23 protein-coding genes are annotated in these 19,298 nt (G+C 42.9%); 22 read left to right on the plus strand and 1 reads right to left on the minus strand.

The window, feature by feature from the left end; genetic code table 11:
* Positions 1 to 7 precede the first annotated feature (7 nt).
* The 16 genes from EDD69_RS00250 (at position 8) to EDD69_RS00325 (ending at position 13,828) form a co-directional block, all read left to right on the plus strand.
* The gene (locus tag EDD69_RS00250) at positions 8 to 508 is read left to right on the plus strand and encodes a MogA/MoaB family molybdenum cofactor biosynthesis protein (protein ID WP_035018556.1); all 501 of its coding nucleotides are present in this window, start codon (positions 8 to 10) and stop codon (positions 506 to 508) included.
* A complete protein-coding gene (mobA, locus tag EDD69_RS00255; protein ID WP_243643000.1) occupies positions 505 to 1,080 on the plus strand; it encodes a molybdenum cofactor guanylyltransferase in 576 nt (191 codons plus the stop codon). Before EDD69_RS00250 ends, mobA begins: the two co-directional genes overlap by 4 nt.
* A 167-nt stretch (positions 1,081 to 1,247) precedes the next feature.
* A complete protein-coding gene (locus EDD69_RS00260) occupies positions 1,248 to 2,504 on the plus strand; it encodes a molybdopterin molybdotransferase MoeA (RefSeq protein WP_081253685.1) in 1,257 nt (418 codons plus the stop codon).
* Entirely contained in the window at positions 2,495 to 3,019 is a 525-nt protein-coding gene (gene mobB, locus EDD69_RS00265; protein ID WP_132946970.1) for a molybdopterin-guanine dinucleotide biosynthesis protein B, read from the plus strand. Before EDD69_RS00260 ends, mobB begins: the two co-directional genes overlap by 10 nt.
* Entirely contained in the window at positions 2,991 to 3,446 is a 456-nt protein-coding gene (locus tag EDD69_RS00270; RefSeq protein ID WP_064221207.1) for a molybdenum cofactor biosynthesis protein MoaE, read from the plus strand. Before mobB ends, EDD69_RS00270 begins: the two co-directional genes overlap by 29 nt.
* A complete protein-coding gene (gene moaD / locus EDD69_RS00275) occupies positions 3,443 to 3,676 on the plus strand; it encodes a molybdopterin converting factor subunit 1 (RefSeq protein ID WP_004889671.1) in 234 nt (77 codons plus the stop codon). Before EDD69_RS00270 ends, moaD begins: the two co-directional genes overlap by 4 nt.
* 4 nt (positions 3,677 to 3,680) lie before the next feature.
* Entirely contained in the window at positions 3,681 to 4,166 is a 486-nt protein-coding gene (gene moaC, locus EDD69_RS00280) for a cyclic pyranopterin monophosphate synthase MoaC (protein WP_035018562.1), read from the plus strand.
* Between the two features lie 3 nt (positions 4,167 to 4,169).
* Positions 4,170 to 5,180 (plus strand): ThiF family adenylyltransferase, encoded by a 1,011-nt coding sequence (locus EDD69_RS00285; RefSeq protein ID WP_004889675.1) that lies wholly within the window; start codon positions 4,170 to 4,172, stop codon positions 5,178 to 5,180.
* Between the two features lie 16 nt (positions 5,181 to 5,196).
* On the plus strand, positions 5,197 to 5,886 hold the full coding sequence (locus EDD69_RS00290; RefSeq protein ID WP_132946971.1) for a Crp/Fnr family transcriptional regulator: 690 nt from the start codon (positions 5,197 to 5,199) through the stop codon (positions 5,884 to 5,886).
* Between the two features lie 115 nt (positions 5,887 to 6,001).
* Positions 6,002 to 6,529, plus strand: a complete 528-nt coding sequence (locus tag EDD69_RS00295; RefSeq protein ID WP_132946972.1) for a hemerythrin domain-containing protein — start codon at positions 6,002 to 6,004, stop codon at positions 6,527 to 6,529.
* Between the two features lie 141 nt (positions 6,530 to 6,670).
* A complete protein-coding gene (locus EDD69_RS00300; protein WP_132946973.1) occupies positions 6,671 to 10,354 on the plus strand; it encodes a nitrate reductase subunit alpha in 3,684 nt (1,227 codons plus the stop codon).
* On the plus strand, positions 10,344 to 11,816 hold the full coding sequence (narH, locus tag EDD69_RS00305) for a nitrate reductase subunit beta (RefSeq protein WP_132946974.1): 1,473 nt from the start codon (positions 10,344 to 10,346) through the stop codon (positions 11,814 to 11,816). The genes EDD69_RS00300 and narH overlap by 11 nt, the downstream gene beginning before the upstream one ends.
* Before the next feature lie 16 nt (positions 11,817 to 11,832).
* Positions 11,833 to 12,381, plus strand: a complete 549-nt coding sequence (gene narJ, locus EDD69_RS00310) for a nitrate reductase molybdenum cofactor assembly chaperone (protein ID WP_132946975.1) — start codon at positions 11,833 to 11,835, stop codon at positions 12,379 to 12,381.
* A 2-nt stretch (positions 12,382 to 12,383) separates the two neighbouring features.
* The gene (gene narI, locus EDD69_RS00315) at positions 12,384 to 13,073 is read left to right on the plus strand and encodes a respiratory nitrate reductase subunit gamma (protein ID WP_132946976.1); all 690 of its coding nucleotides are present in this window, start codon (positions 12,384 to 12,386) and stop codon (positions 13,071 to 13,073) included.
* A gap of 98 nt (positions 13,074 to 13,171) precedes the next feature.
* A complete protein-coding gene (locus EDD69_RS00320) occupies positions 13,172 to 13,411 on the plus strand; it encodes a DUF2552 family protein (RefSeq protein ID WP_132946977.1) in 240 nt (79 codons plus the stop codon).
* A 222-nt stretch (positions 13,412 to 13,633) separates the two neighbouring features.
* Positions 13,634 to 13,828, plus strand: a complete 195-nt coding sequence (locus EDD69_RS00325) for a DUF3886 domain-containing protein (protein WP_132946978.1) — start codon at positions 13,634 to 13,636, stop codon at positions 13,826 to 13,828.
* Positions 13,829 to 13,850: 22 nt separating this feature from the next.
* Here EDD69_RS00325 and EDD69_RS00330 read toward each other — a convergent pair whose 3' ends face one another.
* Positions 13,851 to 14,765 (minus strand): aldo/keto reductase, encoded by a 915-nt coding sequence (locus tag EDD69_RS00330; protein WP_132946979.1) that lies wholly within the window; start codon positions 14,763 to 14,765, stop codon positions 13,851 to 13,853.
* Positions 14,766 to 14,874: 109 nt separating this feature from the next.
* On the opposite strand from EDD69_RS00330, the gene EDD69_RS00335 reads away from it, so the two are divergent.
* The 6 genes from EDD69_RS00335 (at position 14,875) to deoB (ending at position 19,298) form a co-directional block, all read left to right on the plus strand.
* Positions 14,875 to 15,432, plus strand: a complete 558-nt coding sequence (locus tag EDD69_RS00335; RefSeq protein WP_132946980.1) for an NUDIX hydrolase — start codon at positions 14,875 to 14,877, stop codon at positions 15,430 to 15,432.
* Between the two features lie 86 nt (positions 15,433 to 15,518).
* Positions 15,519 to 16,163, plus strand: a complete 645-nt coding sequence (gene spoIIM, locus EDD69_RS00340; protein WP_132946981.1) for a stage II sporulation protein M — start codon at positions 15,519 to 15,521, stop codon at positions 16,161 to 16,163.
* 107 nt (positions 16,164 to 16,270) lie between these two features.
* Positions 16,271 to 16,723, plus strand: coding sequence for a ferric iron uptake transcriptional regulator (gene fur / locus EDD69_RS00345; protein ID WP_132946982.1), 453 nt, complete (start codon positions 16,271 to 16,273; stop codon positions 16,721 to 16,723).
* A gap of 98 nt (positions 16,724 to 16,821) precedes the next feature.
* On the plus strand, positions 16,822 to 17,043 hold the full coding sequence (locus EDD69_RS00350) for a YqzK family protein (protein ID WP_132946983.1): 222 nt from the start codon (positions 16,822 to 16,824) through the stop codon (positions 17,041 to 17,043).
* A 7-nt stretch (positions 17,044 to 17,050) separates the two neighbouring features.
* Positions 17,051 to 17,947: a site-specific tyrosine recombinase XerD gene (gene xerD, locus EDD69_RS00355; protein ID WP_132946984.1), complete on the plus strand. Its 897-nt coding sequence runs from the start codon at positions 17,051 to 17,053 to the stop codon at positions 17,945 to 17,947.
* 160 nt (positions 17,948 to 18,107) lie between these two features.
* Positions 18,108 to 19,298 carry a phosphopentomutase gene (deoB, locus tag EDD69_RS00360; protein ID WP_279388117.1) on the plus strand — a complete coding sequence of 397 codons (1,191 nt, stop codon included), beginning with the start codon at positions 18,108 to 18,110 and terminating at the stop codon, positions 19,296 to 19,298.

Here is a 19,298-nt window from a genome sequence, read left to right on the forward strand (position 1 = left end):
AAAACAGATGGGCGTAATCGATCATAAAAGCAAAGCAACCTGTCCGGTTCGCTGCAAAGTAGTGACCGTTTCCGATACTCGAACGAAAGAAACAGATCAAAGCGGCGCGCTCATCATCGATTTATTAAAGCGCGAACAAATGAATGTCGTAGATTATGAAATTGTGAAAGATGATCGCGAGGCGATTCAAGCGGCCATTCAATCAGCCGGTGCGGAAGTGGATGTGATTTTAATGAACGGCGGAACGGGATTTACGAAGCGAGATGTGACTGTGGAAGCCGTGCAAGAGCTGCTTGAAAAAGAAATGGTAGGCTTCGGTGAGTTGTTTCGTTTCTTAAGTTATGAAGAAATCGGCAGCGCTTCGATGCTAAGCCGAGCGATCGCCGGAACGATCGAAAGAAAGATTGTTTTTTGCATGCCCGGCTCAACGAATGCGGTGCGTCTTGCGATGGAGAAATTGATTTTGCCGGAACTTCGTCATCTTGTATGGGAGCTTCAGCGCCAATGAAAGAGATTGTCGGCATCGTTTTAGCGGGCGGACAGTCGAGACGATTTGGCGAACCGAAAGCGTTCGCGAAAAGGGATGGAAAGGAATTTATTTTATATAGCGTTGAAGCATTGCAGCATGTGGTTGAAGAAATTGTGGTTGTAACCCGACCAGAGTTCATGGAACATTTACCGGTTATGGAACATGTTTCATTCATTGAAGATTTAAAAAAATACAAAGGAAAAGGACCTCTTGCTGGACTGTTTTCGGCGATGTCTCAATGCGAGGCGAAGTGGTACATCGTTTTGCCGTGCGATACGCCTTTTATGAATGCAAGGATGATCAAGGCGTTGCAATCGCATCAAAATGAACGGTGGGAAGCGATTGTTCCGCGAGTGAATGGACAGATTCAGCCTCTGATCGCCATGTACCATGATCGCGTGAAGGAAAAAATACAATCCATGTTGGAGAAAAACGAACTGAGCATGCATCGCTTTCTTTCCGTTTGTCATGTAAACTATGTTGATTTAATGGATGAACGGGCGTTTGTTAATATTAACACAAAAGAGGAATATGAACGATTTATTGGATGAAAAGAGGCCCTTTCAAAAAAGCCTCTTTATTTATTTAGCAAAAAATGAAGAAAGTGTGAAAATGATCACGTTACGTACTTGTTTTGTGACGTGCATCACACTATTTAAGAAAGCTGTATAGTATAGTGGACATAGATAGAAGCAGTTGGGGAAAGGGATGGAGAAACGTGCGAAAACCGATAAAAGTGGAAGAAGCGATTGAACGGGTAATGAAATGGAGTTATGAAGGCGAAAAAGAGTATGTGTCGATTGAAGAAAGCTTTGGTCGAGCGTTGGCGGAAGATATAAAAGCGACGACGGACGTTCCTTGGTTTGACCGTTCACCGTATGATGGATATGCCATTTGTGCAGCTGCGACGGAAAACGCGTCTGCTTCTACACCTGTGTTGTTAGAAGTCGTTGGAACCGTCGGAGCCGGTTCGGTTTGGGAAGGGCCCATCGAACCGCATCAAGCCGTTAAAATCATGACGGGTGCCGCGATTCCAGATGGTGCAAATGCCGTCATTATGGTGGAATTAACGCAAGAAGTGATCAAAGACGGGAAGACGTTTGTGCAAATCAAACGAAGAGTTGCAGAAGGAGAAAATATTTCGCGAATCGGCGAAGATATGCAAGAAGGCTGTTTACTCGTTGAAAAAGGAACCGTGATCAATCCGGGAGTCGTGGCGGTTCTTGCCACGTTTGGTTATTATCGCGTACCGGTGATGAAAAGACCAAAAGTCGCGATCATTGCGACAGGAAGTGAATTGCTTGAAGTTTACGAACCGCTTGAAAAAGGGAAAATTCGCAACAGCAATGCCTATATGCTAAAAGCACAAGTACGGCGAGCAGGCGGCGAACCGATTGTGTACGGAAAGGTGAAAGATACATTTGAGGCTACATTCGAAGCGGTAACCAAAGCGATGCAAGAAGCGGATATCGTCGTGACAACGGGCGGCGTATCGGTTGGTGATTTCGACTATATTCCGAACGTGTACGAGAAACTGGGAGCGCAATTATTGTTCAATAAAGTAGGCATGCGTCCAGGAAGCGTCACCTCCGCTGCGGTTGCCGACAAAAAAGTATTGTTTGGACTATCGGGAAACCCTTCGGCATGTTATGTTGGTTTTGAGCTTTTTGTTCGTCCGTTTTTGAAAGCGATGCTCGGACAAAAAAATTGCTATTTAAAGAAAGTTCAAGCGATCTTAAAAGAGGATTTTTTAAAGACGAATCCGTTTACTCGGTTCGTGCGTGCCAAACTTTCATACGATGATGGAATGTTACACGTGGAACCAGCTGGAAAAGATAAATCAAATATCGTTTCTTCGTTAGTACAAGCCAATAGTTTGCTTGTTTTACCAGGTGGATCGCGAGGTTTTAAAGCGGGAACGAAAGTCGATGTTCTGCTGCTTGAAGATGAAGAAGGAGCGCCGAAATGGCCATGATCATTTTACAAGTTGTAGGATATCAAAATAGCGGAAAAACGACGCTGATTGAAAAGTGTGTAAAAGAGTTAACGAAACAAGGATATAAAGTGGGGACATTAAAACACCATGGACATGGCGGGAAGCCGGCGCTTCCAAAGGAAAAAGATTCGACGCGTCATTGGGAAGCGGGAGCGGTTGTTTCCGCTGTTGAAGGAGACGGCACGCTGCTTTTGACGGCAACAGCTAAAAACGGTTGGAATCTCTCGGAGCTAATCGAATTATACCGCCATTTTGCAATCGATCTATTGCTCATCGAAGGATTTAAACATTCTCCTTATCCAAAAATCGTTTGTCTTCGCGATGAAAGCGATGTACATTTATTACAACTGCCCAATGTGGTTGCTTCGATTAGCCGGATGCCGTTAAAACAAGGAAATTCGTTTTTCATTCAAGAAGAAAACAAGTATATGCAATGGATCATGAACTATGTTAAGGGGGAAAAGCATGTTTGCGATTGTGAAAGAACCGATTGACGTTTCGCGTGTCATTCAAGCGGTTGTGGATCGAAATGCGGGGGCGATTGTCACGTTCATCGGTACGGTAAGAGAATTAACGAACGGAAAAAAAACGCTGTATTTAGAATATGAAGCATATGAATCGATGGCCAAAAAAAAGCTTGAACAAATCGGTGCGGAAATTATGGAGCGCTTCCCGGAAGCGAAGGTGGCGATTGTCCATCGCATTGGCCGTCTAGAAATTATGGATGTAGCGGTTGCGATCGCTGTCTCGACCCCTCATCGCGCCGATGCGTATGAAGCGAATCGGTATGCGATTGAGCGCATTAAAGAAATGGTGCCAATTTGGAAAAAAGAACATTGGGAAGATGGCGAAATGTGGATCGGCAATCAACAAGGAACGATCAAATACGAAAACGGTTTCCCGAAGGAGAGAGAGGAATGATTCGTGTTTTACTATTTGCCCATTTAAAAGAACAATTCAATCGTCAGGAACTCATTTTTCCTCACCAAGAAATAACCGTTCGTCAACTGCGCGAAGAACTGGAAAAAAACTATTCGCTCTCATCCGTTTCTTCGATCATGATTGCGGTGAACGAAGAATTTGCAACTGATGAGGAAATCATTCGGGAAGGGGATGTCGTCGCTCTGATCCCCCCGGTGAGTGGAGGATGAAAAAATGAAATTAACCCATTTAAACGAGCAAGGACGAGCGAAGATGGTCGATATTTCCGATAAAAGCGAAACGGTTCGTACCGCACATGCGGTCTCAAGCGTCATCGTTTCTAAAGAAGTGTATGAAAAAATAACAAACGCGCAAATCGAAAAAGGCGATGTTTTAGCGGTTGCACAAGTGGCTGGCATTATGGCGGCGAAACGAACCGCCGATTTGATTCCGATGTGCCATCCCATTTCTTTAACAGGTGTAGATATTCAATTTCAATGGCGATGTCAGGAAGAGCGCTATGAATTAATGATCGATACGTTTGTAAAAACGAAAGGGAGCACAGGAGTGGAGATGGAAGCGCTAACCGCCGCTTCGATTTGTGCGTTAACGATTTACGATATGTGCAAAGCGATTGATAAAGGGATTATCATCGGACCAACGTATTTAGTAGAAAAAACAGGCGGAAAAAGCGGGAATTTTAAGCGCCAAGAGGTGTAACCAATGGAGCGATATTCACGACAAATTCTTTTTTCGCCGATTGGCGAAGAAGGACAGAAAAAAATTCGCAGCAAACATGTGCTCATTGTCGGAGTTGGCGCGCTTGGGTCTGCAACTGCCGAATTGTTGACGCGGGCAGGGGTCGGAAAATTAACGATTGTTGATCGCGACTATGTGGATTGGACAAATTTGCAAAGACAAACGCTATACTGCGAACAAGATGCCGAAAGCGGATTGCCAAAAGCGATTGCAGCAAAACAGCGATTAGAAGCGATCAATCATGATGTGGAAATACGTGCGTTTGTCATGGATGCCGATGATGAACCATTCGTTTCGATCTTTGAACAAGGTGTCGATGTCGTGATCGATGGAACCGATAACTTTGAAACGCGGTTTCTAATCAATGATTTAGCTCAAAAATATAACGTTCCTTGGATTTATGGAGCTTGCGTCGGAAGTTACGGCTTATCGTTTGCGATGATCCCTGGAAAAACGCCTTGTTTTCGCTGCTTGGTTCATCATTTGCCTTCTTATCATATGACATGTGACAACATTGGCATTATTGCACCGACGGTTCAGATGGTCGCTTCTTATCAAACAGCAGAAGCGCTCAAAATTTTAGTTGAAGATGAACGAGCGATTCGGGATTCTCTCGTTGTGTTTGATTTATGGAAAAATGAACATCGTTTTCTGAAAGTGAACAAATTAAAAAATAAGCAATGTCCTTCTTGCGGAGAGCATCGATCGTATCCATCGCTTCAAGAACCAAAAGCAAAAATGGCCGTTTTATGCGGAAGAGAAACGGTGCAAATTCGCCATCCTCATTCGTTTGATTTAAAGGAAATGGCGCAACAAATCAAAGCAAGCGGACAAAAAGTACAATACAATGATTATTTAATGATCACCGAATTAGAAGGGCATCGCACGGTTTTGTTTGCGGACGGAAGAATGCTCATTCATGGCACAAAAGATTTAATGGATGCGCGCTCCTTGTATCAAAAATATTTTGCTTAAGGAAGGAGGCAGCATGATGTCGAATATATTAAGCAAAAAACACTTCGAACAATTAAAAAACTTAGCGTATAAGACCGCCAAAGTAAAAAAAGGAACGTTTTTATTTCAAGAAGGGCAAGTGGGCGAGAACTTTTTTGTTGTGCTGTCTGGAAAATTTCAAATCAGCAAATTTTCCGGTGACGGAAAAGAGCTTTGTTTACGGTTGTGCGGACCGAATGCGGTCATTGGGGAATTGATGATCTTCTCCGATAACGGACGATATTTGTTTAACGGTCGAGCATTGGAAGATAGCGAAGTGCTCGTCATTAAAAACGAGTCGATTGAAAAAGAGCTGCTCGCGAATCCGGAATTTGCGGTGGAATTTTTAAAAATGATGACCGATCATTTTCGAAAACAACATACGAAATTTCGCGATCTCGTATTGTATGGAAAAAAAGGGGCGCTTTACTCTACCCTTATCCGCATGGCCAATAGTTATGGCGTGCAAACGAGCGATGGCATTTTGTTAGATGTTCCGGTTACTCACCAAGATTTAGCGAATTTCAGTTCGACATCGCGTGAAAGTGTGAATCGTGAATTGAACGCATTGAAAAGTAAAGGGATCGTTTCCTTTAAAGGGCGGAAAATTATTATTCATAGTTTAGATTATTTAAAGCGGCAAATTAATTGTGAAAGCTGTCCTTCGTCATACTGTAACATCGAGTGAAAATGTCAATCGATATTCATTTTTTGATTGAATGATGTGATGCGCATCACACAAGCCCGTGCGCATTCTCCTGTACAATAAACATGTAAATAGTAAAAGGAAAGAGGGAGAAACGATGGAATTTTCACCATGCAGCATCATTGGAGACGGAGAAGTTGAATTATGTCCGCCTTTACAACGGTTAAAAGAAGAACACGGACCGTTAAATGAAAAAAAATACGCGTTATTTGTTGCCGCACAAAAAATTTATAACGGGGAAGAAGAAAATGTGCTCGAAGCGCTCGTTCGTTTACGCGAAAATGTGCAGCAATTTTTACAAGAGCTCGATCCTCATTCTCGTCGCGAAGAAGATGTTCTTTTCCCTATGATGGTTCGATACATCGGCAGAGAATCTGGACCGATTGCGGTGATGGAATATGAACATCATGAAGCGAAAGAAAACATCTCGACGTTCTTAAAGAAAACGGAAACGATTGACATCCATGAGGCGAGAGAACTCGCTTCCTATGTGATGAACGCTTATATGATTTTAACCGATCATTTTACGAAAGAAGAATGCGTTCTTTTCCCGATGGCAGAAAAGCTATTATCATCTGAAGAAAAAGAAGAACTTGCGAAAAAAATGAACGAAATAGAAGGCTGACTAATGATTTAGTCGGCCTTTTTTATATATTTCGACATATTTGTGACAACGGCAAAATATGTGAGGTAGCTCATATTTATTTATGTTCAGCCTCTTTATAGTTAGGTTTAGAAGGAATCAGAGAATAAAGGAGTGAGCGATGTGAAGGAAAAATCACCATTGTTCAAGCGTTTAAAATATGTAAAGCCGATTGAACGACATGCGAACGATCATAGCGAAGTGACATATGGAGATCGCGACTGGGAAAATGTGTATCGAAGAAGATGGCAACATGATAAAGTCGTTCGCTCGACACATGGAGTAAACTGTACAGGTTCATGCAGTTGGAACATTTACGTAAAAGATGGAATCGTCACGTGGGAAGGACAGAAGCTGGATTATCCAACAACAGGGCCGGATATGCCTGATTTTGAGCCGCGTGGTTGCCCGCGTGGTGCAAGCTTCTCATGGTATATTTATAGCCCGCTTCGCGTGAAATATCCGTATGTGCGCGGTGTCCTTTTAAATATGTGGCGCGAAGCGTTAAAAGAACATAAAAATCCGCTTGAAGCATGGAAAAGCATCGTCGAAAACCCAGAAAAGGCGAAGCGCTATAAACAAGCGCGCGGAAAAGGCGGATTTGTACGGGCTGAATGGGATGAAGTGCTAAACCTTATTGCGACTTCCTTGCTTTATACCGTCATCAAATACGGACCAGACCGCAACGTTGGGTTCTCGCCAATTCCAGCGATGTCGATGATCAGTCACGCAGCAGGTGCGCGATTCATGTCGCTCATGGGCGGTCCGATTTTAAGCTTCTATGATTGGTATGCGGATTTACCTCCAGCGTCTCCGCAAATTTGGGGCGATCAAACAGATGTACCGGAAAGCAGTGACTGGTACAATTCCGGTTATATCATTACATGGGGTTCAAACGTTCCGATGACGCGTACACCAGATGCCCACTTCCTAGCAGAAGTGCGCTATAAAGGAACAAAAGTTGTGTCCATCAGCCCAGATTTTGCAGAATCGACGAAGCTTGCCGACGATTGGATGAGCGTTAAGCAAGGAACAGACGGGGCGCTAGCGATGGCAATGGGCCATGTCATTTTAAAAGAATTTTATGTTGATCGGCAAGTCGATTATTTCATCAACTATGTGAAACAGTACACAGACTTCCCGTTCCTTGTCACATTGAAAAAGCAAGAAAATGGCCAATTTATCGCGGATCGTTTCCTTAATGCGAACGATATCGGACGAAAAACAACGAACGGCGAGTGGAAGCCGGCGCTTTGGAACGACAAAACCAACACATTTGCGATTCCAAACGGAACGATTGGTTCGCGTTGGGAAGATAAAGGAAAATGGAATTTGCATATGGTTGACGAAGAAACAAACGAATCCATTGATCCACGGCTTTCGCTTTTAGGAATCGAAGATGAAATTGTAACGATTCAAATTCCGTATTTCTCTCATGAGGGAAATCAAATTTTAGAACGCGCCGTTCCGATGAAGAAAGTTCAAACGGAAACAGGTGAATTGTACGTTACAACGGTGTACGATTTAGTGCTTGCCAATTACGGCGTCGATCGCGGAATCGGTGGAAATGTTGCCAAAACATTCGATGATGCGATTCCATTCACTCCGGCATGGCAAGAAAGCATTACAGGAGTCAAACGTGAACTCGTCATTAAAATTGCGCGCGAGTTTGCTCAAAATGCAATCGATACAAAAGGCCGTTCAATGATTATCGTCGGAGCAGGAATTAACCATTGGTTTAACTCCGATACGATTTATCGCGCCGTTTTAAATCTTGTCTTATTCGTTGGAGCACAAGGGGTCAACGGTGGCGGCTGGGCACATTACGTTGGTCAAGAAAAATTGCGGCCAGTTGAGGGGTGGCAAACGATTGCGATGGCGCGCGACTGGCAAATGCCTCCGAAGTTGCAAAACGGTACATCTTTCTATTACTTTGCAACGGACCAATGGCGCTATGAAGATACACCAGTCGGTCAACTTGTATCGCCGCTTGTGAAAGAAGCACGTTATCAACATTATGCGGATTACAACGTGCTTGCGGCACGATTGGGTTGGCTTCCGTCTTATCCGACATTTGAGAAAAACGGAATCGATCTTTACAACGAAGCGGTTGCTTCTGGAGCGAAAACGCCGGAGGAAATCGGAAAATACATCGCTCAGCAATTGAAAGAGAAGAAGTTGCGCTTTGCGATTGAAGATCCAGATAACGAGAAAAACTTCCCGAGAAACTTAATTGTATGGCGTGCGAACTTAATTTCAAGTTCCGGAAAAGGACATGAATATTTCTTAAAGCACTTGCTTGGAACAACCCACGGTTTAATGAACGACGACAAAGATAGCTTGCGTCCGGAAGAAATTCAATGGCGCGATGAAGCTCCGGAAGGAAAATTAGATTTATTAATTAACTTAGATTTCCGGATGGCTGGAACGGCATTATATTCGGATATCGTATTGCCGGCGGCTACTTGGTATGAAAAACATGATTTAAGCAGCACAGACATGCATCCGTTTATTCATCCGTTTAATCCAGCGATTGAGGTGCCGTGGGAAGCGCGTTCAGACTGGGATATTTTTAAATCTCTTGCTGAAGCGGTATCGAAATTAGCGGAAGAAATTGGCATGGGGCCTGTCAAAGAAGTTGTCGCGACGCCGATTCTTCATGATACGCCGCAAGAATTGGCCCAGCCATTAGGAAAAGTAAAAGACTGGAGCAAAGGCGAATGTGAGCCAATCCCAGGAAAAACCATGCCGCAAATCCATGTCGTTGAACGCGATTATACGAAAATTTTTGAAAAGATGACGGCGCTTGGACCAAATGTCGTGAAAGCTCCTTACGGCGTGAAAGGAATGACATGGTCGGTTGAAGAGGAATATGAAAAATTGAAAAAAACGCTAGGGACCGTGAGCGGTGCTTCCGTTGCGAACGGCTGTCCAGACATTAGCGAAGCGAAAAAGGTAGCGGAAGCCATTTTAACTCTTTCATCGACAACAAACGGACGTGTTGCTGTCAAAGCATGGGAGTCGCTTGAAAAGAAAACAAATTTGCGCTTAAAAGATTTAGCAGCCGAGCGAGAAGAAGAATGCTTTACATTTGAGCAAATTACAGCGCAGCCAAAAACCGTCATCACTTCTCCAGCATTCAGCGGTTCGGAAAAAGGCGGCCGACGTTATTCGCCGTTTACAACGAACGTTGAACGACTCATCCCATGGCGCACGTTAACCGGCCGTCAATCGTTCTATGTGGATCACGAGTTAATGCAAGAGTTTGGAGAAACGATGGCAACATTTAAACCGATTTTACAGCATAAGCCGTTTAAGAAAAATCGTCCGGAAATCGAAGGAAAAGAAATCACATTAAACTATTTAACACCGCATAACAAATGGTCCGTTCATAGCATGTATTTTGATTCGCAACCGATGCTGACGTTATTCCGCGGCGGACCAACCATTTGGTTAAACAAAGACGATGCAAAAGAAGCAGGCATTCAAGATAACGACTGGATTGAATGCTTCAACCGTAACGGTGTTGTCGTTGCGCGTGCCGTTGTTTCGCATCGCATACCTAGAGGAATGGCGTTTATGCACCATGCGCAAGATCGCCATATTAACGTTCCTGGTTCGAAATTAACGAATAATCGCGGCGGTACGCACAATAGCCCTACTCGGATTCATGTCAAACCAACTCATATGATCGGCGGATATGCGCAGCTCAGTTACGGATTTAACTACTATGGTCCAACCGGAAACCAACGCGACTTGAATGTCATCATTCGTAAGTTGAAGGAGGTTGATTGGCTTGAAGATTAAAGCGCAAATCGGCATGGTGATGAATTTAGATAAATGTATCGGCTGCCACACATGCAGCGTTACATGCAAAAACACCTGGACAAACCGTCCAGGTGCTGAATATATGTATTTCAACAATGTTGAAACAAAACCTGGAATCGGTTATCCGAAAAAATGGGAAGATCAAGAAAAATATAAAGGCGGCTGGGAATTAAAAAACGGTGAATTGCAACTAAAATCAGGTTCGAAAGCGAACCGGCTATTGAACTTATTTTACAATCCGAACTTACCGACGATTGATGATTATTATGAGCCTTGGAACTACGATTACGAAACATTAACCAACAGCCCGGAGAAAAAACATCAGCCTGTGGCGCGTCCAAAATCGGCATTAACAGGCGAATTTATGGAATTAAAATGGGGACCGAACTGGGAAGATGACTTAGCAGGTGCTCACGTAACTGCGTTAGAAGACCCAAACGTCGCAAAAATGGAAAATTCAATTAAGACCGAATTTGAAAATGTATTCATGATGTACTTGCCGCGCATTTGTGAACATTGTATCAACCCGCCTTGCGTGTCGAGCTGCCCATCAGGCGCGATGTATAAACGCGATGAAGACGGAATTGTTCTCGTTGACCAAAATGCATGCCGCGCTTGGCGCTATTGCGTATCGAGCTGTCCGTACAAAAAAGTTTATTTTAACTGGCAAACGAGCAAAGCCGAAAAGTGTACGCTTTGTTTCCCAAGACTCGAAGCGGGAATGCCAACGATTTGTTCGGAAACTTGCGTTGGCCGAGTGCGGTATCTCGGCGTGATGTTATACGATGCCGATCAAGTAAAAGAAGCGGCAAGCGTAACGGATGAAAAAAGTTTATATGAGGCGCAATTATCGATTTTCTTAAATCCAAACGACCCTGAAGTCATTCAAAAAGCAAAGGAAGAAGGCATTCCGCATCAATGGATCGAAGCTGCACAAAAATCGCCGATTTATAAAATGATTGTCGACTGGAAAATTGCGCTTCCGCTTCATCCAGAATATCGAACGCTGCCAATGGTTTGGTATATTCCGCCGCTTAGCCCGATTACAAACATGATTGAAGGAAAAGGAAGCGAAGCGCATGAATACGATATTTTCCCTGCGATCGATCAAATGCGCATTCCAATTGAATATTTAGCGAATTTGCTAACCGCGGGGGATCAACATCATATTCGCACAGTTTTGAAAAAAATGGCGGCCATGCGCATTTATATGAGAGCGGTGCAAACGAATCAAACACCGAATATCGAGATGATTCAATCGCTTGGATTAAGCGCGAAAGATATTGAAGAAATGTATCGTTTGCTAGCCATTGCGAAATACCATGATCGTTTTGTCATTCCAGCATCTCATCGCGAACAAGTGGCCGACTTATATGCGGAACAAGGTATATGTGGTTTATCGTTTGCTGGGGGACCAGGCTCTTGCGGCACACTTTCATAATAAGGAGATGATGGCAATGGATTACGCCCATGCACAAACGGTGTTTCAAGTCATTTCATATTTATTGTCTTATCCGGATGAGCAGTGGAGAGAAGGGCTTGACGATTGCATGGACATAATCGGCGATTTGCCGCATCGGCAAATCGTCCAAAATACAAACAAGTTTATTGATTATGTCAAAAGCGTTGATCCAAACGAACTGATCGAATCGTATGTGTATACGTTTGATTTTGGCAAAAAAACAAATTTGTATGTCACATATATGAATACAGGGGAACAACGCGAACGGGGAATTGAGTTGCTTGAACTAAAACAAGTATACAAAGCAGCCGGATTTGAAGTGACCGAGCGAGAGCTTCCCGATTACTTGCCGCTAATGCTTGAATTTGCTTCGCAAGCTGAACAAACATACGTCGCTTCGATCATGCAAAAATATTTCAACAGCATTTCCGAAATTCGCCGGCAACTGATTGCGGCAGAAAGTTACTATGCGATTTTGTTTGACGTCTTATTCATGGCGCTTGAAGAGATCGGCGTTCGAAAAGCAGCGGAAGGGAGTGTGTAAAGATGCTCGATCAATTTCTTTGGGGATTTTTCCCTTATATCGTGTTAACGATTTTCATCGGCGGACATATTTATCGCTACAATCATGATCAATTTGGTTGGACGACGAAATCAAGTGAATTTCTTGAGAAAAAAAGCCTGCGTTTTGGCAGCGTACTGTTTCACTGGGGCATCCTCTTCGTATTTGTTGGACATGTCATGGGAATTTTAATCCCAAAATCGTTTTATGATGCGATTGGAATTTCCGAAGAAATTTATCATACGATGGCGATCGGTTTCGGAATTCCAGCAGGGGTCGCGGCGATCATTGGTTTGGCGATTTTAGTGCAACGCCGCCTAACAGTGAAACGAATTCGATTGACAAGCAGCAAAGCTGATTTTCTCGTTCTCTTCCTTTTAGCGATCGTGATGTTAACAGGATTGGCTTCCACTTTGCTCAATGTGGATTCAAAAGGATTTGACTATCGCACAACGATTAGTCCATGGTTCCGCAGTGTGCTGATGTTTCAAGCCGACCCATCTTATATGGTTGATGTTCCAATTTGGTTTAAAATCCACATTGTCGCCGCGTTATCGATTTTTATCGTCTGGCCATTTACGCGATTAGTTCATGTCTTCAGCATGCCGTTTCGCTATCTTGGCCGCAGCTATGTCGTTTATCGTAAGCGCATGCCAAAAAATCATCAACTGTAAAGGGAGCTCTTTGCGGAGGTCCCTTTTCTATTGAACGATATTGCGATAAAATAAAATCATTATTACATATTTACATATAAATAGGAAAGAGTGGTAAGATGAAAGACCAATTGAATCGGATCTATAAAATCGCAAAAGAAAAAACATGGGTTTCGTTTTTGTGTGAAAATCATCCGTATAGCTTGCTTCACTGGTCTGTCGCTGGTTTTCATGAGGATGGACGGGATGTTTGGCTTTTGCAAGATGAAATGACGTTTGAAACGAAATCATTCGTTTCGCTCGATGAAGCATTGAAGTGGATTGAGGAACATATGAACAATATTACAGAGATTTTATAGGAGGCCGCTTCGACCTCCTTGTCTTTATTTACTGTTGAGCGTTTTGCCTTTTCGTTGGATGGATCGCTTTTTTAAGTTCTTCTTTTGCGATCACAGGCTGAGTTGTATCGGCTGTCGGTTTGCCTTTTTGACTTCCGTTTTTCGCCATCTTTTTCACTCCTTTGTTCATCTTCGCTGTTAGTATGAGAAAGCGTGAAAATTTCATGCAAGGAGGGAAGAAAAATGCTTCAAGAGATGTTAAATGAAAACGTCTTGAAACGATTAAAAGAAAAGCAAAAAGAATTGGAGGAAAAAGAAAAGCGGCAAAAAGAAGAAGAGGAAGCGCGTCGACGGGAAGAGGCGCGTCAACGCGAAAAAAACAAATCATTTGCCGAGCTGCTTGAAGAAAGCGATTTAGATTGGCGCCAATTTAAATAAGAGGCTGTCTTACGGACAGCCTTTAACGATGATCGCGATAAAACGATTGCTTCGTCATTTCTTTTAAACGATCATATTGCTCGGCGCTTAAAGGAGAGGATTGAGCGGCAACATTTTCTCGCAGTTGTTCTAAGCGGCTTGCGCCAGGAATGACGGCCGCAACGACAGGATGGGCTAAACAAAATTGCAAGGCAATCGTTGTTAACGAAAGGTCGCTCGCTACTGCTTTCATGCGCGGCAAAAGCTGTTCAATTTCTTCGTATGAATAGTCGAGATAGCCGTTTGTTTTGACGTCTTCGCCCGCCATTTCAAGCGGCCGTTCTGTGAGAATCCCTTTGGCGAGAGGCCCGCGAGCGATGACGCTAATATTATGTTCGTGCAAAAGCGGGAATAGCTCTTCTGGACGACGGTCAAGCAAACTATATTGCATCATGACGCTGACGATGTTGGACCGCTTCACATATTCGCGAATGACGTTCGGACGGATGGAAGAGATCCCATAGTAGCGAATGACTCCTTCTTGTTTTAATTCCTCGAACGCTTCAATGGTTTCATCAATCGGGTCATTGATCGTGCCGCCGTGCAGTTGATATAAGTCGATATAGTCGGTTTGCAAGCGGCGCAAGCTTTCTTTCACCGCTTGTTTAATGTAAGCTTTCGATGGATCCCACGTCCAGCCTTCTTTTCCTTCTTGCCAACGATTTCCTACTTTCGTGGCGATGATGACTTCATGGCGCTTTCCTTTAAGCGCTTTGCCGATAAACTCCTCGTTTAATCCGCGGTCGTAAAGATCAGCCGTATCTAAATAATTCACTCCCAGTTCTAACGCTTCGTGAATGAGTTTGATTGCTTTTGCTTCATCTGTTCCGAGCGACATGCAGCCGAGGCCGATTTCGCTCACATATAAATCCGAATTTCCGAGTTGTCGTTTGTTCATGGCGATCCCACCTTTTTTCTTCCACTATACAACATTTTCAAAAACGTGTCATCGTTGACAAAAGTTGTAGTACAATAGAAAAGAAGTTTTTTAGATAGGAGCGACAGGCATGGATCATTTAGTTGAAAAAACGATCGGTCAAGAGAAAATTTTTTCAGGAAAAGTCATTGATGTATATGTTGAAGATGTATTGCTGCCAAACGGGCAAACGAGCAAGCGCGAAATTGTGAAACATCCAGGGGCAGTCGCCGTTTTAGCGGTGACGGACGAGGAAAAAATTGTGCTCGTTCGCCAATATCGTAAAGCATTAGACCGCGTTCTCGTTGAAATTCCAGCGGGAAAATTAGAAAAAGGAGAAGAGCCGATTGCAACGGCAAGACGTGAACTGGAAGAAGAAACAGGGTATGCATGCAAAGTGATGCGCCCGCTTCATTCCTTTTATACGTCTCCCGGTTTTGCTGATGAGCTCGTTCACGTGTTTTTAGCAGAGCAGCTTGTCAAAAAGAACGAAGAGCAGGCACTTGATGAAGATGAATTTGTTGATGTGTTGGAAGTAACATTAGATGAAGCGTTACAGTTAATTGAACGAAAAGAAATTTATGATGCGAAAACGATTTATGCCATTCAATATTGGCAGCTAAAAAAAGCGCTTGGCGATCTCAAATGAGGAGATCGCTATTTTTTTTATCGTCATACATTGATCGTTCGCCAATACAATTTAAGTAAGAGAGAAAGTAGGAGGAGAACGAAACGATGCGAAAGCGATCTTTGGCGACGATATGGAGACAACACGTGCAAGAACATTACTCGATTTATGTGTTTACCGTTGTGCTATTTTTAATGGGAGTCATTTTCGGGGCAATTGTAGTCAACAGTTTGAATTTTAGTCAAAAAGAAGATTTGTATTACTATTTAACGAGTTTTTTTGGACAGGTTTCGGAAGGAAACTTAGCGAGCTCCCATGATTTATTAAAGGAAAGCTTTTTTCAAAACATTAAATATATTGGTTTAATGTGGATTTTAGCGATGTCGCTCGTCGGGTTGCCGCTCATTCTAATTTTATTGTTTTTAAAAGGAATGGTTGTCGGTTTTACTGTCGGTTTTTTGGTCAATCAAATGGGATGGAACGGTTTTTTACTGGCGTTTGTGTCTGTTGTTCCGCAAAACCTTGTTCTCGTTCCAGTTTTTATGGTGATGGCGGCAATTTCGATTGCTTTTTCATTAAAAATGATTCGCCATCAGTTTATTAAGCGAACACATGAGCCGATTTTCCGTGCGATGATGCGCTATACGGTGACGATGTTTGCCTTTAGTTTGACACTGCTTGTCGCCTCATCATTAGAAGCGTATGTTTCCCCGTTTTTAATGAAAGAAGTGATTCAAATGATAGAAAAATAATAATTATTATTTAATAATCATTTTATTTATCAATTTATAATAATTTTATTTTGACAGTTTCCTTTCTTTTGTTATAATGATGGTGAGTAACGAGGGAGGGAAAAAAGATGGAAAATCGACTTGAGCGAATTAAAAAGCAACTGCATGCTGCGAGCTATAAGTTAACGCCGCAACGGGAAGCGACCGTTCGCGTACTTTTAGAACATGAAGAAGATCATTTGAGCGCGGAAGATGTCTACCTCCTCGTGAAAGAAAAAGCACCAGAGATCGGATTAGCGACAGTATATCGCACCCTTGAATTGTTAACGGAGTTGAAAATTGTCGACAAAATTAACTTTGGAGATGGCGTTTCCCGCTACGATCTTCGCAAAGAAGGTGCGGCACATTTCCATCATCACTTAGTTTGTATCGAATGTGGAGCGGTCGATGAAATTCAAGAGGACCTTTTAGAAGATGTTGAAGCGATTGTCGAACGAGAATGGAAGTTTAAAATTAAAGATCATCGTCTCACATTTCATGGCATTTGTCATCGTTGCCAAGAAAAAGAAGAAAGCGAGTAAAACCTTTTCAGTTATGAAAAGGTTTTTGTACTTTTGTTGTATAAAATAGCGCGAAGCTGGCATATCCTCTACTAACAACGATAAGGTGGAGGATTGCGATGAAATGGTTCACGCTTCTTTTTGATCTCTTGAAAGTATTTCTTTTATTTACGGGTTGTACCATTTTATTTTATTATGGTATTGTGTGGATCAATGAAGAATACAACTACTATCGCCGATACGATGAGCCGATGGGCTCAGCGATAAAAGTGTCAACGACCGAACGACAAGAATACAATTGGTTTGACCGCTTATTGTTTTTCTATCAAAACGGGGAGTAGAGAGGCCGTGGAAGATCAATTAAAAGATTTTATTCATTATTTAATCGTTGAACGTAATTTAGCTCATAATACGATCGTTTCGTATGAGCGCGATTTAAAAAAATATATTCATTACTTGCAAAACGTTGAGCAGCTTTCATCTTTAAACGATGTGTCTCGTTTACATATCATGCAATTTTTAAAATTTTTAAAAGAAAACGGATGTTCTCCGAAAACGATCGCTAGACATATCGCATCGATTCGCTCGTTTCATCAGTTTTTATTGCGTGATAAGGCGACTGATCATGATCCGTCCGTTCATATTGAAACTCCTCAGCTGGAGCGTACGTTGCCGAAAGTATTAACGATGCAAGAAGTGGAGGCGTTATTGGAAGCGCCAAAGACGAATACTCCGTTTGGGATTCGTGATAAGGCAATGCTCGAACTGCTTTATGCGACAGGCATTCGTGTCAGCGAGTTAATTCAGTTAAATCTTTCGGATGTTCATTTAACGATGGGGTTTATTCGGTGCTTCGGAAAAGGCAGCAAAGAGCGGATCGTTCCGATCGGGCGCATGGCGACGGAGGCATTAAAAACATATATTGAGTTGGCTCGTCCTGAGCTGCTAAAGCGAAAAAAAACAGCGACCGATGCGCTCTTTTTAAACCACCATGGTGAGCGCTTGACCCGCCAAGGTTGTTGGAAAATTTTAAAAAAATTAGCTCGAGAAGCAAACATTCAAAAAGAGCTAACGCCACATACGTTACGCCATTCGTTTGCGACCCATCTGCTTGAAAATGGAGCCGATTTGCGTGCGGTGCAGGAAATGCTTGGACATGCCGATATTTCGACGACACAAATTTATACGCATGTGACAAAAACGAGATTAAAAGATGTATATAAACAATATCATCCGCGCGCCTAACTGTGACGATAAATTGTCACAGTTTTTTTATTGCATTCTGCTATGAAAACGTTTTATAATTTATTTAGTTGTCAGACTTCTGACGAGTAATAAAAATGTGTGATTTTCGGCGATGAGGGTATGCTACGAAATGATGAATTTTTAATGAGGAGGTAAAAAAGTGAGCTCTACATATAAACGTTATAAACGTGTTTTTTTAATTGTGATGGATTCAGTCGGAATTGGGGAAGCTCCTGATGCTGAAAAATATAACGATAAAGGGGCAGATACGCTTGGACATATTGCGGAGCATCGCGGCGGCTTGAACATGCCGAACATGGCGAAGCTCGGTTTAAGCAACATTCGTGAAATTAAAGGAATTCCAAAGGCAGAAAAGCCGATGGCGTACTACACAAAAATGAAAGAAGCGTCAGCTGGAAAAGATACGATGACAGGGCATTGGGAGTTAATGGGGTTGAGAATCGATACGCCATTCCAAGTGTTCCCTGAAGGATTCCCGCAAGAGTTAATCGATGAACTTGAAAAGCGGACAGGGCGAAAAGTGATCGGGAACAAACCAGCAAGCGGAACGGCGATTATCGAAGAGCTTGGAAAAGAGCATATGGAAACAGGTGCGTTGATCGTCTATACGTCAGCGGATTCGGTATTGCAAATTGCAGCACATGAAGAAATCATTCCACTTGATGAATTGTATCGCATTTGTAAAATTGCGCGTGAACTAACGCTAGACGAAAAATACATGGTCGGTCGCGTTATCGCTCGCCCGTTCATCGGAACACCAGGCAATTTCCAACGTACAGCGAATCGTCATGACTACGCATTGAAACCGTTCGGCCGCACGGTCATGAACGAATTGCAAGATGCTGGTTACGACGTCATTGCGATCGGAAAAATTTCCGACATTTACGATAATGAAGGAGTTACGAAAGCACTTCGCACAAAATCGAACATGGACGGAATGGATAAATTAGTCGATACGTTAAAAATGGATTTCACAGGCTTAAGCTTTGTCAACCTTGTTGACTTTGACGCCATGTATGGCCATCGCCGCGATCCAAAAGGTTATGGAGATGCGCTTGAAGAGTTTGACGCTAGACTTCCAGAAGTGTTTGAACGATTAAAAGAAGACGATTTGCTGATCATTACAGCTGACCATGGCAACGACCCTATTCATCACGGAACAGACCATACGCGTGAATACGTACCGCTTCTTGTGTACAGCCCAAGCATGAATGGCGGAAAAGAATTGCCGCTTCGCGAAACATTTGCCGATGTTGGAGCCACAATTGCTGAGAACTTTAACGTGAAAATGCCAAAATACGGAACAAGTTTTTTAGCGGAATTAAAGTAA

The organism is Thermolongibacillus altinsuensis, assembly GCF_004341205.1.
Lineage (GTDB): Bacteria > Bacillota > Bacilli > Bacillales > Anoxybacillaceae > Thermolongibacillus > Thermolongibacillus altinsuensis.

Coding starts and splice junctions, on each gene's coding strand:
- mobA (WP_243643000.1), top strand. CDS start 505: ATGAAAGAGATTGTCGGCATCGTTTTAGCGGGCGGACAGTCGAGACGA.
- EDD69_RS00290 (WP_132946971.1), top strand. CDS start 5,197: ATGTCGAATATATTAAGCAAAAAACACTTCGAACAATTAAAAAACTTA.
- fur (WP_132946982.1), top strand. CDS start 16,271: ATGGAAAATCGACTTGAGCGAATTAAAAAGCAACTGCATGCTGCGAGC.
- EDD69_RS00270 (WP_064221207.1), top strand. CDS start 2,991: ATGTTTGCGATTGTGAAAGAACCGATTGACGTTTCGCGTGTCATTCAA.
- EDD69_RS00250 (WP_035018556.1), top strand. CDS start 8: ATGGGCGTAATCGATCATAAAAGCAAAGCAACCTGTCCGGTTCGCTGC.
- EDD69_RS00320 (WP_132946977.1), top strand. CDS start 13,172: ATGAAAGACCAATTGAATCGGATCTATAAAATCGCAAAAGAAAAAACA.
- EDD69_RS00295 (WP_132946972.1), top strand. CDS start 6,002: ATGGAATTTTCACCATGCAGCATCATTGGAGACGGAGAAGTTGAATTA.
- EDD69_RS00285 (WP_004889675.1), top strand. CDS start 4,170: ATGGAGCGATATTCACGACAAATTCTTTTTTCGCCGATTGGCGAAGAA.
- spoIIM (WP_132946981.1), top strand. CDS start 15,519: ATGCGAAAGCGATCTTTGGCGACGATATGGAGACAACACGTGCAAGAA.
- moaC (WP_035018562.1), top strand. CDS start 3,681: ATGAAATTAACCCATTTAAACGAGCAAGGACGAGCGAAGATGGTCGAT.
- EDD69_RS00350 (WP_132946983.1), top strand. CDS start 16,822: ATGAAATGGTTCACGCTTCTTTTTGATCTCTTGAAAGTATTTCTTTTA.
- moaD (WP_004889671.1), top strand. CDS start 3,443: ATGATTCGTGTTTTACTATTTGCCCATTTAAAAGAACAATTCAATCGT.
- EDD69_RS00325 (WP_132946978.1), top strand. CDS start 13,634: ATGCTTCAAGAGATGTTAAATGAAAACGTCTTGAAACGATTAAAAGAA.
- EDD69_RS00330 (WP_132946979.1), bottom strand. CDS start 14,765: ATGAACAAACGACAACTCGGAAATTCGGATTTATATGTGAGCGAAATC.
- EDD69_RS00335 (WP_132946980.1), top strand. CDS start 14,875: ATGGATCATTTAGTTGAAAAAACGATCGGTCAAGAGAAAATTTTTTCA.
- mobB (WP_132946970.1), top strand. CDS start 2,495: ATGGCCATGATCATTTTACAAGTTGTAGGATATCAAAATAGCGGAAAA.
- narI (WP_132946976.1), top strand. CDS start 12,384: ATGCTCGATCAATTTCTTTGGGGATTTTTCCCTTATATCGTGTTAACG.
- narJ (WP_132946975.1), top strand. CDS start 11,833: ATGGATTACGCCCATGCACAAACGGTGTTTCAAGTCATTTCATATTTA.